This is a genomic window from Rhizobium sp. WSM409 (genome assembly GCF_057653825.1).
In genome coordinates this window covers 3,958,322-3,973,019 of the sequence record NZ_CM172794.1, presented here as the reverse complement: position 1 = coordinate 3,973,019, position 14,698 = coordinate 3,958,322, and the positions used below count along the sequence as shown (strand labels likewise).

The following is a 14,698-nucleotide window of genomic DNA, read 5'->3' as shown; positions in this document are numbered from 1 at the left end:
GTGATTTGGAGCGAAATCATGCTCCATTTCTTTGATTGAGATCACGATTCAGATTCCAGGCCGGTTCGGCCTGGAGTGAATTTGTTCTAACGCGCCTGCTGTTGATCGCGTTGCGGTGAGTGGCCTACTGGATGTCCAGCAGTCGTTCGAGATAGCGCCGTTCCATTTCCTGCGGCGGATTGTTGCCGAGCTTTTCGCGGATCGCGTCAAGGATTTCTCGCGCCCGCTGAACGTCGATTTCGTCAGGCACCTTCACGCTGTTGTCGCCGAACTCCGGCCCCTGGGGGCGGCGCGGCCGGCCGAGCGGGTCGCGGCCGTTCTGGTCGCCCTGGCCCACCTGGCCGTTCGGACCTTGACCCTGCTGGCCCTGCTGCGCCTGCATCATCTGGTTCATCATGTCGCGGGCGCCCTGGCGAAGCGCTTCCAGGGCGCGGCCCTGGCCCTCGACGGCCGGTTGGCCACGTCCCTGGCCGAGTTCTCGGCCGGCGCCTTCCATTTCGCGCTGCGCCTGGCCAAAGCCGGGGCCGGGCTTCATGCCCATCTCGCCGAGGCTCTTCTGCAATTCGCCGAGCTGCTTGCCGAGCGCATCCTGCTGGGCGCGCAGCTGTTTCAACGCCTCCCGCAGCTGCTCGGCCGTCATCTGGTCGGAGGGCTGCTGGCCTTCTTTGCCTTGCTGGCCCTGCTGTTGATCCCGCGGCTCGCCGTTCTCTCCGGGGTTCATCTCGTCGAGCAGCGGATCGTTCTCGCCCATGTCAGGCTCGCCGCGCTGCATGCGGTCCCTGAGCTGCTGGTCGAGCCGGAAGGTCTGTTCCATCAGCTTCTGCTGGTCGCGCAGGATCTCACCGAGCTTGTCGATCTGCTTGCGGGCCTCGCTGTTTTCCTGGCCCTGCTGACCTCGCTGCGGGCGGCCCGCCTGCAGGTTGTTCATCATCCGCTGCAATTCCGACAGCATCTGCTGGGCGGCGTCACGATTGCCGGAGCGGGCGAGATTTTCGATCTGGTCCATCATCCGTTCCAGGTCCTGCTGACGCAGGATATTCTGCGCGTTCTGGTTCGGCTGCATCGGCGCGTTCTGCATGCGTTGGGCGAGCTCGGTCATATAGTCCTGCATCGCTTTGCGCAGCTCGTCCATCAGCTCCTTGATCTCCGCGTCGGGAGCGTTGCGGTCCAACGCGTCGGCAAGCTTCTGCTGGGCTTCGCGCAGCTTGCGCTCGGCGAGCGATAGATCGCCGTCCTCCATGCCGAGGGCGATTTCCCAGAGATATTGGGCCGTATCCTTCAGCGCATCCTCGCCCCTGGCGAGCTTCATGCGCGTCAGGGCGGATTCGAGCAGCAAGTAGTTGGTAAGCTTGGGGATCGTCTCCTCGGGGCGGATAGTCAGCGCCTCGTTCAGGGCGATTGCCTGCGGCATCTTGCGCGTATCGAGCGCGAAAACCTGCCGCTCCTCAGCTACGGCCGCGGCAAGCGGCTCGTTGAAGGGCCGCGACGGCAGCACCATCTCATGCGGCGGGCTGCGGCCGGTCTGGCCGGCGGCATCCTTGGCGACGAGGGTGATGCGCACGCGCTTGCCGGCAAGCGGATGTTCGGTCAAGTTCCGGCTGGTCACGCCCTTGGCGTCGCGGGCGTTGCGGCGGGGAATATCCAGCCGGTATTCCGGCAGCGGATAGAGCGGCGTTGCCGTCGGATCGGTTTCGACGGGGACGATCTCGGCATGCGCCTCCTGGACCCCGTAATCGTCCTTGACGGTGAAACCGATTTCGAGCGCGCCGTTGACGCTGGGCTTCGGCAAACCGTCGAAGGCAATCTCCGGCGCCTTGTCGGGGAGCACGTCGAAGCTCCAGCGGCGGCCGTTGACCTCGAGTGCACCGTTCTCCTGGAGCTTCATCATATGCGTCTGGGCGACGAGAGCCTGGCTGGCCGGGGCTGCTGTCTGCTGCTCGCTGCCTGATGCCGCCGTCTGCTGCGGCTTGGTATCCGCCTGCACGGCAATATCCTGGGCCTCGCCGTTCGCCTTGCGGAACACGACCTTTTCGGCGGTCTTTCCGCCGCTGACGCGGACGGTGAGGCCTGAAAACTGCGGAATGCCGATCGGCGCCTGCTCGCTGCCGTCGGCCGTCAGATAGATCGGGGCTCGGCCGGTATAGGAAGGCGGCGTCACCCAGGCGTCGATGCGCACTGCCGGATCGCTGACCACCTGCTCGGGTGCTGCCTGCAATGCGTCGCGGATCGAGCCGCCGTTGATCGACAGTGAATAACCGAAGGCCGTGACGAGCAGCAGCGCCGGGACGGCGCGCAACGCGAAACGGTCATGCGCGGCGATATCAGGCCGCGGCAGTCCGGTATCAAGCGCTGCGATCTTTTCGGCCATGCGCGCCTGGTGCTCGCGCCAGAGCGCCCGGCCGAAGGGCGTATCGAAGGCCGGCTCGTCTTCCTGGACGGTGACCGGCTGGTGCGGCAGACCGTTGCGCTCCTCCAGCATGCGGTCGGCTTCTGCGATCCTCGGCCAGCGCAGGGTGCGGAAGGGGAGGAGCGAAATGAGAAAAGCGGCGGCAAAGGCGATGAGCAGCAGAATGCGCAGCCAGTCCGGCACGCTGCGGAAGAGGCCGAACCAGGAGGCAGAGAGATAAAAGGCGATGACGGACAGTACCGGCATCAAAGGAGGCAGCAGTTGCTCGAAAAAGAGCACGATTCGCGCCAGCAGTCGTTTCGTCGTCACGAGCCGGGCAAGCGAGGGACGGTAGGCAAATGCGCCTTTCTTCTGCCTCGATGGGCTTGTCATCGGTCCGGTCTCCGCGATCTGGCGTTCTGGAACAGAGGGCGCTTCCGGCGATTGCAGGGCAATACGCTCATGAACGAAAGGATAACACTCTTTGTGGCGAAGGCGAGGGCGAGCGGCCGGCAATACCGGCTTTTCACGTTTATTCGCCAAAAAGTGATGGCTTGTTCAGTCGAGCCAGGCCGGAACGGAGTCGAGGCTGATCAGTTCGGCATAGGTTCTACGCGGTCGAATCGTGTGGAAATCGCTGCCCCTGACCAGAACTTCGGGCACCAGCAGCCGGCTGTTATAGGTGCCGGCCTGGACTGCGCCGTAGGCGCCGGCGGTGCTGACGGCCATCAGGTCGCCGGGCTTCGGCATCGCCATCTCGCGGTCGAGCGCCAGATAGTCGCCGGTCTCGCAAACGGGGCCGACGACATCGGCGCGGATGCGCGGCGCGTTGGCCGCCGAAATCGTTACCGGCCGAATCTCGTGATAGGCCTCGTAAAGCGTCGGGCGGATGAGATCGTTCATCGCGCCGTCGACGATGACGAAGGTCTTTTCGCCGCCATCCTTCACATAGAGGACCTCGGTCACGAGGATGCCGGCATTGCCGACGATCAGGCGTCCGGGTTCGGTGATGATCTTGCAGTTTAGACCGCGCAGCTGGTTCTTGACGATTGCCGCATAGGCGTCCGGCAGCGGCGGCGGATTGTTGTCGTCCTTGTAGGGGATACCGAGGCCGCCGCCGATATCGACGTGATGGATGGTGTGGCCGTCGGCGCGCAGCGTCGCGACAAGGTCGTGCAGCAGCTTGAAGGCGTCGTCGAAGGGCTGCAATTCGGTGATCTGGCTGCCGATATGCATGTCGATGCCGGTGACCTCGATGCCCGGCAGCTTGGCGGCATGGGCATAGATGGCGCGGGCGCGCTCCCAGGAGATGCCGAACTTGTTTTCCTTCTTGCCGGTCGAGATCTTGGAATGCGTCTTCGCATCGACATCAGGGTTGATGCGGAAGGAGACCGGCGCTTTCTTGCCCGCGCTGACGGCGCGCTGATTGAGGATCTCGAGCTCGGGCTCGGATTCGACGTTGAAACAGTAGATACCGGCTTCGAGGGCGAAATCCATCTCGGACGGCGTCTTGCCGACACCTGAGAACATGATGCGGCTCGCTGGAATGTCGGCGGCAAGCGCGCGGCGCAGTTCGCCCTCAGAGACGACATCGATGCCGGCGCCGAGGCGGCCCAGCGTCTTCAGCACCGCCTGGTTCGAATTCGCCTTCATCGCATAGCAGACCATGGAGTCCATGTCGGCGAAGGCTTCCGAAAAGACGCGGTAATGGCGCTCCAGCGTCGCGGTGGAGTAGACGTAGAAAGGGGTGCCGACCGCCTTGGCGATCTCGGGAACGGGGACGTTCTCCGCATGAAGGACGCCGTCGCGGTACTCGAAATGGTTCACGGATTTATGCCTTAAAGAAGGGGATCGAGAAGGAAGGGCTTGTCGACGGTTCCCGGCCGTTTCGTCGGCTTGGAAACGTCGCCTTCCTTGGTTGCCGCAGCGCTCGGCGGATCGAGGTCGCCCTTGCGCCCGCATCCGGCAACGGCAAGGCCGATGACGGCGAGAACCGCCGTCAGGCGGACGAGGTGCGGCAAGCTCTTCATGGATATCCTCTTCTGCGGCATGTGACGGGCATCATTCGTACCGAACGATGGACATCATTCATATCGGATGATGGACATCTTCATAGCGAAGTTTATTCGCCTTGTGCACCCTGATTGTTGGCGGTCTTTGCGCGCCCCGCAGGAAGGGCGCGGCGGCTTTTCGCCACGCCTGGTATCTCTTAGTTGCGGGCGCGCCAGAAGGCGATCTGCCTGCGCACTTCGGACGGCGCGGTGCCGCCGAAGCTCTTGCGGCTGGCGACTGAGGCCTCGACGGTCAGCACGTTGTAGACCTTGTCGGTGATGTCGGGATGGATCGCCTGCAGATCGGAGAGCGGCAGCTCGGCAAGGTCGCAGCCCTTGCTTTCGGCGAGCGCTACGGCGCGGCCGGTGACGTGATGGGCGTCGCGGAAGGGGAGGCCCGCTTCGCGCACCAGCCAGTCGGCAAGATCGGTCGCCGTCGAATAGCCGGAGCCGGCCGCAGCCTTCATGCGCGCGGTGTTGACGGTCATGTCGCGCACCATGCCGGTCATGGCGGCAATTGCCAGTTCCAGGCTCTCGGCGGCGTCGAAGACCTGTTCCTTGTCTTCCTGCATGTCCTTGGAATAGGCGAGCGGCAGGCCCTTCATGATCGTCAGCAGCGCCACCAGCGAGCCGTTGATGCGGCCGGTCTTGGCGCGCACCAGTTCGGCGGCATCCGGGTTCTTCTTCTGCGGCATGATCGACGAGCCGGTCGAGAAGGCGTCGGAGAGACGCACAAAACCGAATTGCGGGGTCGACCAGATGACGATCTCTTCTGCCAGACGCGACAGGTGCATGCCCGCAATCGCCGCGATCGACAGGAATTCGATGGCGAAATCGCGGTCGGAGACCGTATCGATGGAGTTGCGGGTCGGCTCGCGGAAACCGAGCGCCTTGGCCGTCATGTGGCGGTCGATCGGATAGCCGGTGCCGGCAAGTGCGGCGGCACCGATCGGGCTTTCATCCAGATGTTCGATGGCGTGGCGCACGCGCGAGCGATCGCGGCCGAACATTTCGACATAGGCCATGCAGTGATGGCCGAAGGTAACGGGCTGGGCTGCCTGCAGATGGGTGAAGCCCGGCATGACGCTTTCGGCATGTTCTTCGGCGCGGTCGAGGAAAGCCGCGATCAGGCCGGTCAGCATCTGCTCGGTCTTCTGCAGCTCTTCCTTCACCCAGAGACGGAAGTCGAGCGCCACCTGATCATTGCGCGAGCGGGCGGTGTGCAACCGGCCGGCGGCCGGTCCGATCAGCGTCGCCAGGCGTGCTTCGACATTCATATGGATGTCTTCGAGCTGGCGCGAGAATTCGAAATTGCCGCTTTCGATTTCTGACAGGATCGTGTTTAGCCCGTGAACGATCTTGTCCTTATCGTCAGCGGAAATGATCCCCTGATGGGCGAGCATCGTCGCATGGGCAATCGAACCGCGGATGTCCTGCGCGAATAGCTTCTTGTCGAAACCGATCGAGGCATTTATCTCCTCCATGATCGCGTCCGGGCCGGAGGCGAAGCGACCGCCCCACATCTGGTTGGAGGATTTGGTGTCCGTGGTGTCGTCGGCCATGAAGGTGTCCGCCTTGAGGATGCATGTCCAGGAGAATGAAATGACGACAAGAAAACCCCTCGGGCTGCCATCCCTGAAATGGATCGCGATGGCCGCCGTTGCGGGTGTCGTTGCCGGTGCGGCAGCGGTATACGTGAAGGAGACGGGGATTGGCAATGGCGGCGGCGAAACGGCGTCAGCCGAATGCAAGCTTGCCAGGGATCGCGTCGCCAGCGTCACACTGTTGATGAAAGGGCAGGTGGCCGCCATGGTCGCCGCCTACGAGCCGCGCAAGCTTACTGCAGTCTCCTTCAACGGGCCGGACGGCAAGCCGCTGACGCTCGATCATTTCGCCGGCAAGACCGTGCTTCTCAATCTCTGGGCGACATGGTGCGTTCCCTGCCGCGAGGAGATGCCGGCGCTGAACGCGCTCGAGAAGGAGATGGGCAGCGACAGGTTCCAGGTGGTGCCGGTCAATATCGATAGCGGCGACGACGAGAAGCCGAAGACCTTCCTCGCCGAGATCGGCGTCGATGCGCTGCAGCTCTATCGCGACAATACGATTTCGGTGTTCAACAATCTGAAGAAAGCGGGCCTCGCCATGGGGCTGCCGGTGACGCTGCTGATCGATGACAAGGGATGCCTGATTTCAGCGATGAACGGGCCGGCCGCCTGGGACAGCGAGGATGCCAAGGCGCTGATCAAGGGCGCGATCGGGTCCTGAAGCCACGATTGGCCACCCTCCTTCGCTGAAGAGGGGGCGCAGCAGAAGTTTACCGCGTCGGGACCGGCACTTCACCGCGATAGTCATAGAAGCCGCGGCCGGACTTGCGTCCGAGCCAGCCGGCTTCGACATATTTCACCAGCAGCGGGCAGGGACGATATTTCGAGTCCGCCAGGCCGTCATGCAGCACCTGCATGATCGAAAGGCAGGTGTCGAGGCCGATGAAATCGGCAAGCTGCAGCGGTCCCATCGGATGATTGGCGCCGAGCTTCATCGCCGTATCGATGGCGTCGACCGTGCCGACGCCCTCATAGAGCGTGTAGATCGCTTCGTTGATCATCGGCAGCAGGATGCGGTTGACGATGAAGGCCGGGAAATCCTCGGCGACAGTGATGGTCTTTTCCAGCGTGCCGACGAATTGCTTGGCGGCGGAAAAGGTCTTCTCGTCGGTGGCGATGCCGCGCACCAGTTCAACCAGCTTCATGACAGGCACCGGGTTCATGAAATGTATGCCCATGAAGCGCTCGGGGCGGTCGGTGGCGGCAGCAAGCCGGGTGATGGAAAGGGAAGAGGTGTTGGTGGCAAGCAGCGCTTCCGGCTTCAGGACCGGACAGACCTGGGTATAGATCTTGCGCTTGACCGTTTCATCCTCGGTGGCGGCCTCGATGACCAGATCGGAGGGAGCGAGATCATTGACATCCGACGAGCCTGTGATGAGCGACAAGGTCGACTTGCGCTCCTCTTCGGTCATCTTGCCGTTCGTCACCAGGCGGGCCAGGTTGCCGTTAATGGTGGCAAGGCCGGATTCGATGCGGTCCTGCGAAAGATCGTAGATGTGAACCCTATAACCTGCGGCGGCCGAAACATGCGCGATGCCGCAGCCCATCTGACCGGCACCGATAATACCAATATTCTTCAACACCGCATTCATCTCCAAACCCCCGCACGGCATTCGCCCCCGCGCCGCCGTATTTTTCTAGCAATACTGCCGGACGAAGGATCGCCCGGCAGCAGTAGTAGCCCGATAAAAGATAATTTTCCAGTCATTCGCAAGTGCGAAAGAAAAGCATTTGACGCGGTCAGAGCGCCTTTTGCAATTCCGGCAAGACATCGAAGAGATCGGCGACCAATCCGTAGTCGGCGACCTGGAAGATCGGCGCCTCCTCGTCCTTGTTGATGGCGACGATGACCTTCGAATCCTTCATCCCGGCCAGGTGCTGGATGGCGCCTGAAATGCCGCAGGCGATATAGAGCTGCGGCGCCACCACCTTGCCGGTCTGACCGACCTGCCAGTCGTTCGGCGCATAACCGGCATCGACGGCCGCACGGCTTGCACCGACGGCAGCACCGAGCTTGTCGGCAAGCGGCAGGATGACCTCCCTGAACTTTTCCGCCGAGCCGAGCGCCCGGCCGCCGGAAATGATGATCTTCGCCGAGGTCAGTTCCGGACGGTCGGAGGCCGACAGCGCGTCCCTGACGAAGGTCGACAGTCCCGGATCGGAAACCGCCGGGATCGCCTCGATCGTTGCCGAGCCGCCTTCCGGTGCAGAGGCGAAGGATGCGGTGCGCACGGTGATCACCTTCTTGGCATCGCTCGCCTGCACCGTCTGGATGGCATTGCCGGCATAGATCGGCCGCTTGAAGGTATCTGACGAGATCACCTCGATGATCTCGGAGACCTGGGCGACATCGAGAAGAGCGGCGACCCGCGGCAGCACGTTCTTGCCGACCGAGGTGGCGGCAGACAGGATCGTGTCGTAGCTGCCAGCCAGCGAGACGATCAGGTCGGCCAGCGGTTCGGCCAGATTGTTGGCGAGTTCATCGCTTTCGGCCAGCAGCACCTTGGAGACGCCGGCAAGCTTGGCGGCGGCATCGGCGGCAGGCTTGGCAGCTTTGCCGGCGACGAGGATGTGAATATCGCTTGCCTGTTCCTTGGCGATCTTGGCTGCTGCCGTCAGAGTTTTGGCGGTCTGATCGGACAGGCTGGCATTGTCGTGGTCAGCCAGAAGAAGAATGGTCATGATGATGGCTCCTGTTCCAGGCTGATTACAGCACGCCGGCTTCGTTTTTAAGCTTGTCGATCAGTTCGGCGACCGACTTGACCTTGACGCCGGCCTTGCGGCCCGATGGCTCCTCGGTCTTCAAGACCTTGAGGCGCGGCGTGGTGTCGACACCGAAATCATCAGGGCTCTTCTTGTCGAGCGGCTTCTTCTTCGCCTTCATGATATTCGGCAGCGAGGCATAACGCGGTTCGTTCAAGCGCAGATCTGATGTGATCACCGCCGGCAGCTTGATCTCGATCGTCTGCAGGCCGCCATCGACTTCACGGGTCACCTGAGCCTTGCCATCACCGATCTCGATCTTCGAGGCGAAGGTCGCTTGGGCGGTTCCCATCAGCGCTGCCAGCATCTGGCCGGTCTGGTTCGAATCGTCATCGATCGCCTGTTTGCCGACGATGATCAGCCCCGGCTGTTCGGCATCGGCGACAGCCTTCAAGATCTTGGCGACAGTGAGCGGCTCGATCTGATCGTCGGTCTCGACCAGGATCGCCCGGTCGGCGCCCATGGCAAGTGCTGTGCGCAGCGTCTCTTCGGCCTTGGCAGGACCGATCGACACCACCACCACTTCCTCGGCCTTGCCGGCTTCCTTCAGCCGCAGCGCTTCTTCCACCGAGATCTCGTCGAACGGGTTCATCGACATCTTCACATTGGCAAGCTCGACACCCGTGCCGTCCGGCTTCACCCGGATCTTCACGTTGTAGTCGACAACCCGTTTGACTGGCACGAGTATCTTCATGGGGTCCTTCCTTCAGGAGAAACTGGCTTCAGAGACTTTTTTAGAAAATGCGCGCTTGGGCGCCGCTCCGATTGTCGAATGGCGACATGGATACGCGTTTTTCCTCCAAATTCAACGCTTGCATGACGCCGGCAGGCGATTTGCTTCGGCAATATATGGACGTTTACGTTCACGTCAATATAGCTGTTTAGCGGCGGCCCCAGGGAAATCGCTGCGCCGTCCGTCCGTCCGTGCCGGCTGCGATGGCCGGGCCGGCGCCCGGGTCGTTTCTGACGGCGCGGGGCGTGACGATCTGCCGGTCGAAGAGCGGCACACCAGGCCGGCGCAACACCAGGATTAGGAAAGCCCCGGCAAGGATGCCGCCGACATGCGCGCCCCAGGAAACGTCGCCATCGGGTGCAATCGCCAGCATGAAGAACTGCTGCCCGATCCACAAAAGTAGCGGCACGAAGGCCGGCAGGGGCAACGGCACACGGAAAAACACCAGCACCCAGACCCTGACTCGCGGATGCAGCAAGACATAGGCGGCAACGACGCCGGAGACCGCCCCCGATGCGCCGACCAGCGGCGCTTCCGAGGTCATGGTCAGCAGGCCGTGGCAGAGCGCGCCGGCGGCCGCGCAAACGAAATAGAAGATCAGGAAGCGCAGATGTCCCATCGCATCCTCGACATTGTCGCCAAAGACCCAGAGGAAGATCATGTTGCCAGCCAAATGCCAGAAGCCGGTATGGACGAAGGCGTATGTAAGGTAGGTCAGCGGTTCCGGCACGATTTCGAGCCCCTGCGCCAGCATCGCATGGCCGAAGGCAATCGCCGGGATATAGCCGAGACCGACGGTCGTCGCCTGGGCTGCCTGTTCGCTCTCCAGGCTGGTCAAAAGCCAGACCGCGATGTTCAGCGCGATCAGTGCGAGCGTCACCCACTGAACCTTGATATGTTTCAGCGTATTGGCATCGTGAAGTGGTATGAACATAAAGGCCCCCCGGCGATCGTGAACGCGGCAAGCCTATCTGTTTTTTCCCGGAACCCAAAGTACATCCGCATGGCCCTGGTCATTTGCATGACGCGCGGCGACGAAGAGGAAATCGGAGAGTCGGTTGACGTATTTCATCGCCGGCTCGCCGACGATTTCGCCGTCGGTGCGAGCAAGCGCCACCATCAAACGTTCGGCGCGCCGCGCAATCGTGCGGGCAAGATGCAGATGTGCCGCGGCCGGACTGCCACCTGGCAGGATGAAGGATTTCAGCGACTCCAAACCGGCGTTCAGCTGGTCGATATCATGCTCGACGCGGTCGACCTGCGTCTCGGCGATCCGCAGCGGCTCGTAGGCCGGTGGCTCACCGGTGTCGGGGGTGGCGAGATCGGCGCCGAGATCGAAGAGATCGTTCTGGATCGACATCAGCATGGCGTCGAGTTCAGGCAAGTCGGCCGTGTGCAGCCGCGCCAGGCCGATCGCGGAATTGGCCTCATCGATGGTGCCGTAGGCCTCGACGCGCAGATCGTCTTTGAGCCGGCGCGGACCGGATACCAGCCCGGTCGTACCGTCATCGCCTGTTTTCGTGTAGATCTTGTTGAGCTTGACCATGGTTTCCCCCTTGAATCCCGGTCAGGTCGGGCGGCCGCCGCCGGTCAGCCACAGCGTCACCATGATCAGGATGACGGCGATCGCCTGCAACAGCACACGAAGCTGCATCAGCTTGTTGGAACGGTTGGGATCGCCGCCCTTCATCATGTTGAAGAGGCCGCGGATCAGGACGAGGGCGACGACGCCCATGACGATGATCGCGAGGATATAGGTGACCGTGGACATGGCGTTCAGCTTTCTCAGTCAGTCTGTCCAGCGCATCAGGCGGTAGAAGAGGTCTGCCGGAAGCAGCCGCTTCAGGAACATGCCCTGTTTAGCCGGAGTCGTTACGGGATAATGTGGCCTCGGATTTTTCGAGTTCAATGCGTGTTTCAACACGGAATAGACCGCTTCCGGGCCGAGTTTATGGCGGTTGACCGGCCCCGATCCGTCGAGTCTCGCCAATTGGCTGATGTAATCGACCGCGTGAGGCGAATTCTCGAGGTCGATATGTTCCTTGATCTTTGCGAGCGCATTGGCGGTGAACCGCGAGGCGATCGGTCCCGGCTCGATCAGGCTCACATGGATGCCGCTGCCCTGCAGCTCCATGCGTAGGGTGATGCTGAGGCCTTCGAGTGCAAATTTGGACGCGGTGTAGGCGCCGCGAAAGCGATAGGGGACGACGCCGAGGATCGACGAACATTGCACGATCCGCCCTTGGCCACGTTTGCGCATCGGCGGAAGGACCTGCCGCGTCAGTTCATGCCAGCCGAAGAAATTCGCCTCGAACTGCGCGCGCAGCGTTGCCGTCGACAGATCCTCGACAGCGCCCGGCTGGCCGTAGGCGCCGTTATTGAAGAGCGCGTCGATGCGACCGCCGCTGCGTTCCAGAACCGTGCCGACCAGCTCGGAAATCGTCTCGGTCCTGGCATAGTCCATCAGGAAGGCTTCGATGCCTTCCGCTTCCAACCCCTTGAGATCGTCCGGCTTGCGCACCGTTGCGAAGACACGCCAGCCATCGGCTTTCAGCGCCCGTGCGCAATGAGCGCCGATACCGGACGAACATCCGGTCACGACGATGGTGCGCGCTCCCGCCATGGAATGATTCCTGTACAAAATGGGACTCGTTTCCCATATTCGGCCAGAGGATACAATCTGGAAAGCCGGAGACGGAATGCCGAAGGTACTGCGCACGATCTACGACGTGGTCTATGACGCGATCTGTCACATGGTCGAGGACGACGGCTTCGCCATGGCAAGCCATGTGGCGCTGTCGAGCCTGCTTGCGGTTTTCCCCTTCCTGATCTTCGGCACGGCGCTTGCAAGCTTCCTCGGCGCCGATCAATTTTCCTCGACCGCCATCCACCTGATCTTCGACACCTGGCCCGAGGCGATCGCCAAACCGCTCGCCGACCAGGTGCTGCAGGTGCTGACCATTCCGCGCGGCGGGCTGCTGACGATCTCGGTGCTGGCGGCCGCATATTTCGCCTCGAACGGTGTCGAGGCGCTGCGCATTTCGCTCAATCGCGCCTATCGGGTGCAGGAGACGCGGGCCTGGTATTTCACCCGTCTCGCCAGCCTGGGCTACGTGCTGATCGCGGTCATCATCTTCACGGCGATCAGCATTCTGCTGGTCGCCCTGCCGCTGGCGCTCGATTATTCGAGGAAATGGTTTCCGCTGTTTGCCGATACGCTCGACATCGTCTTCAGCTGGCGCATCTACGGCACGCTGGTGGTTCTGACCGTCGGACTGCTGGTGATGCATCTCTGGCTGCCGGCCGGCAAGCGGCGGGTCTTCGACGTCATTCCCGGGGTGCTGCTGACACTGCTTCTCTGGCTCGCCGGCGCGCTGATCTTTGCCTATTATCTGGCGACCTTCGCCAACTATACGGCAACCTATGCCGGTCTCGCCTCCGTCATGATCGTGCTGATCTTCCTCTATATGGTCGGCGTCATCTTCATCATCGGCGCGGAGATCAATGCGGCGCTGATCAAATTCCGCGTCTTCCGGATGTTCTCCCGCACGCTTTCGATCGTCGGCAGAGAGCGTGTCGAAAGGCAATCAGAGCCCGACAAGGCGGCGAATATCCGCCCCTGACATGCCCTGGGCGCGCAATTCGCCAAGCCCGCTGTCGCCTTGGCTTTTCGAAAGCTTGCGGCCATCGGCGCCAAGAATGAGACGATGATGGTGATAGACCGGCTGCGGTAGGCCGAGCAGCACCTGCAACAGCCGGTGCACCGATGTCGCGTGGAAGAGGTCGAGCCCACGCACGACATGGGTGACGCCCTGCAGCGCATCGTCGACGACCACGGAAAGATGATAGCTCGACGGCGCATCCGAGCGCGACAGGATGACGTCGCCCCAGACGTCGGGCTCGGCGGCGATCTCGCCTGTCCTGCCGTCGCCGGTTTCCGTCCAGAACAGCAGTTCGCCGATCAGGTCGAGCGCTTTGCGCATATCGAGCCGCCAGGCATGTTTCTTCCCCGAGGTCAGCATGTCCCGCCGTTCGTCTGCCGGACGCTCGCGATCACTTGCGGGATAATGCGGGGTGCCGTCGGGATCGTGCGGCCAGGGTTCACCCGCCGCCTCGTAGGCAGCGATGCGCGCCTTCACCTCGCCCCGCGTCAGAAAGGCCGGATAGACCAGTCCGCGCTCGATCAGCGCATGCAACGCCGCCTGATATTCGGGAATATGTTCCGACTGGCGCCGCACCGGGCTTGCCCAGCCGATATCAAGCCATTCGAGATCCCTGAGGATGCCGGCCTCGAACTCGGGCGTGCAGCGCGTCTGGTCGATATCCTCGATGCGCAGCAGCAGGCGCGCTTGTTCGGCCTCCGCCATGTCGCGGTTCATGAGGGCCGAGAGGGCATGTCCGAGATGCAACGGTCCGTTGGGGCTCGGCGCAAAACGAAAGACAGGTTTTTGACGCTCACTCGTGGTCATGCTTTCTTCTGCCATGGATTCGGTTTTTGAACCACAGCGAGGCAAAGTGCAGATCATCCGCAACGAAGATGACGTCAGGCAGGGGCTCGAAGCGCTGCTTCGCCTCGATCCGCGCCTTGCGCCTGTAGTCACTGAGGCCGGGCCTATTCCGCTGCGGTTGCGCGAGCCCGGCTTTGCCGGTCTTGCCCATATCATCGTCTCGCAGATGGTGTCGCGCGCCAGCGCCGAGGCGATCTGGCGGCGCATGCTGCCGGCGGACGGTTCGCTGACGGCCGAAGGTTACGCACTGCTTCACGCCGAGGCGTGGCGCGAATTCGGTCTGTCGCGCGCCAAGGCCGAGACGCTGTCGCTGATTGCCGAAGCGGTCGCCTCCGGCCGTCTCGATCTCTCCGGGCTCTGCCTGAAGCCGCCGGGCGAGGCGCTTGGCGAACTGACAGCGCTGAAGGGCGTCGGGCCGTGGACGGCAGAGGTCTATCTGATGTTTTGCGGCGGCCACGCCGATGTTTTCCCGGCCGGCGATGTCGCGCTGCAGAATGCCGTCGGGGCGGCATTCGGTCTTGCCGCACGGCCGCAGGCGAAGGCGCTTGCTGAGCTTTCGGAAGTCTGGTCGCCGTGGCGCTCGGTGGCGGCACGGCTTTTCTGGGCCTACTATGCCACGAGGATGCGCCGTGACATGGTGCCGATCGGCTGAT

The 14,698-nt window shown here is 62.5% G+C and carries 15 protein-coding genes; 3 read left to right on the top strand and 12 right to left on the bottom strand.

Annotated features, from left to right (window positions below; translation table 11 throughout):
* Positions 1-124: 124 nt before the first annotated feature.
* The 4 genes from AC25BC_RS19570 to argH form a co-directional block, all read right to left on the bottom strand.
* On the bottom strand, positions 125-2,779 hold the full coding sequence (locus tag AC25BC_RS19570; protein ID WP_012759175.1) for a TIGR02302 family protein: 2,655 nt from the start codon (positions 2,777-2,779) through the stop codon (positions 125-127).
* Between the two features lie 165 nt (positions 2,780-2,944).
* The gene (gene lysA / locus AC25BC_RS19565) at positions 2,945-4,213 is read right to left on the bottom strand and encodes a diaminopimelate decarboxylase (RefSeq protein WP_012759174.1); all 1,269 of its coding nucleotides are present in this window, start codon (positions 4,211-4,213) and stop codon (positions 2,945-2,947) included.
* An 11-nt stretch (positions 4,214-4,224) separates the two neighbouring features.
* Entirely contained in the window at positions 4,225-4,437 is a 213-nt protein-coding gene (gene lptM, locus AC25BC_RS19560) for an LPS translocon maturation chaperone LptM (RefSeq protein ID WP_017995323.1), read from the bottom strand.
* A gap of 158 nt (positions 4,438-4,595) precedes the next feature.
* Positions 4,596-5,999 (bottom strand): argininosuccinate lyase, encoded by a 1,404-nt coding sequence (gene argH / locus AC25BC_RS19555; protein WP_128438287.1) that lies wholly within the window; start codon positions 5,997-5,999, stop codon positions 4,596-4,598.
* Between the two features lie 40 nt (positions 6,000-6,039).
* Between argH and tlpA the strand changes: the two genes are divergently transcribed.
* On the top strand, positions 6,040-6,702 hold the full coding sequence (tlpA, locus tag AC25BC_RS19550; RefSeq protein WP_012759171.1) for a thiol:disulfide interchange protein TlpA: 663 nt from the start codon (positions 6,040-6,042) through the stop codon (positions 6,700-6,702).
* A gap of 49 nt (positions 6,703-6,751) precedes the next feature.
* Here tlpA and AC25BC_RS19545 read toward each other — a convergent pair whose 3' ends face one another.
* The 7 genes from AC25BC_RS19545 to AC25BC_RS19515 form a co-directional block, all read right to left on the bottom strand.
* Positions 6,752-7,633 (bottom strand): 3-hydroxybutyryl-CoA dehydrogenase, encoded by an 882-nt coding sequence (locus tag AC25BC_RS19545; RefSeq protein WP_012759170.1) that lies wholly within the window; start codon positions 7,631-7,633, stop codon positions 6,752-6,754.
* Between the two features lie 148 nt (positions 7,634-7,781).
* Complete coding sequence (locus AC25BC_RS19540) at positions 7,782-8,723, bottom strand: electron transfer flavoprotein subunit alpha/FixB family protein (protein WP_487778525.1); 942 nt, start codon at positions 8,721-8,723, stop codon at positions 7,782-7,784.
* Positions 8,724-8,748: 25 nt separating this feature from the next.
* Positions 8,749-9,498 carry an electron transfer flavoprotein subunit beta/FixA family protein gene (locus AC25BC_RS19535; protein ID WP_128408011.1) on the bottom strand — a complete coding sequence of 250 codons (750 nt, stop codon included), beginning with the start codon at positions 9,496-9,498 and terminating at the stop codon, positions 8,749-8,751.
* Positions 9,499-9,685: 187 nt separating this feature from the next.
* A complete protein-coding gene (locus tag AC25BC_RS19530; protein WP_012759167.1) occupies positions 9,686-10,471 on the bottom strand; it encodes a rhomboid family intramembrane serine protease in 786 nt (261 codons plus the stop codon).
* 33 nt (positions 10,472-10,504) lie between these two features.
* Positions 10,505-11,083 (bottom strand): cob(I)yrinic acid a,c-diamide adenosyltransferase, encoded by a 579-nt coding sequence (locus AC25BC_RS19525; protein ID WP_012759166.1) that lies wholly within the window; start codon positions 11,081-11,083, stop codon positions 10,505-10,507.
* A gap of 21 nt (positions 11,084-11,104) precedes the next feature.
* On the bottom strand, positions 11,105-11,308 hold the full coding sequence (locus AC25BC_RS19520) for a twin transmembrane helix small protein (RefSeq protein ID WP_012759165.1): 204 nt from the start codon (positions 11,306-11,308) through the stop codon (positions 11,105-11,107).
* 18 nt (positions 11,309-11,326) lie between these two features.
* The gene (locus tag AC25BC_RS19515) at positions 11,327-12,160 is read right to left on the bottom strand and encodes an SDR family oxidoreductase (protein WP_012759164.1); all 834 of its coding nucleotides are present in this window, start codon (positions 12,158-12,160) and stop codon (positions 11,327-11,329) included.
* 76 nt (positions 12,161-12,236) lie between these two features.
* On the opposite strand from AC25BC_RS19515, the gene AC25BC_RS19510 reads away from it, so the two are divergent.
* Complete coding sequence (locus AC25BC_RS19510) at positions 12,237-13,160, top strand: YihY/virulence factor BrkB family protein (protein WP_012759163.1); 924 nt, start codon at positions 12,237-12,239, stop codon at positions 13,158-13,160.
* Here the strand turns inward: AC25BC_RS19510 and gluQRS are convergent.
* A complete protein-coding gene (gene gluQRS / locus AC25BC_RS19505; RefSeq protein ID WP_012759162.1) occupies positions 13,125-14,006 on the bottom strand; it encodes a tRNA glutamyl-Q(34) synthetase GluQRS in 882 nt (293 codons plus the stop codon). The genes AC25BC_RS19510 and gluQRS overlap by 36 nt on opposite strands.
* Between gluQRS and AC25BC_RS19500 the strand changes: the two genes are divergently transcribed.
* Positions 14,005-14,697 carry a DNA-3-methyladenine glycosylase family protein gene (locus AC25BC_RS19500; protein WP_041935582.1) on the top strand — a complete coding sequence of 231 codons (693 nt, stop codon included), beginning with the start codon at positions 14,005-14,007 and terminating at the stop codon, positions 14,695-14,697. The two genes, gluQRS and AC25BC_RS19500, sit on opposite strands and share 2 nt — an antisense overlap.
* The last annotated feature ends 1 nt before the right edge of the window (position 14,698 follow it).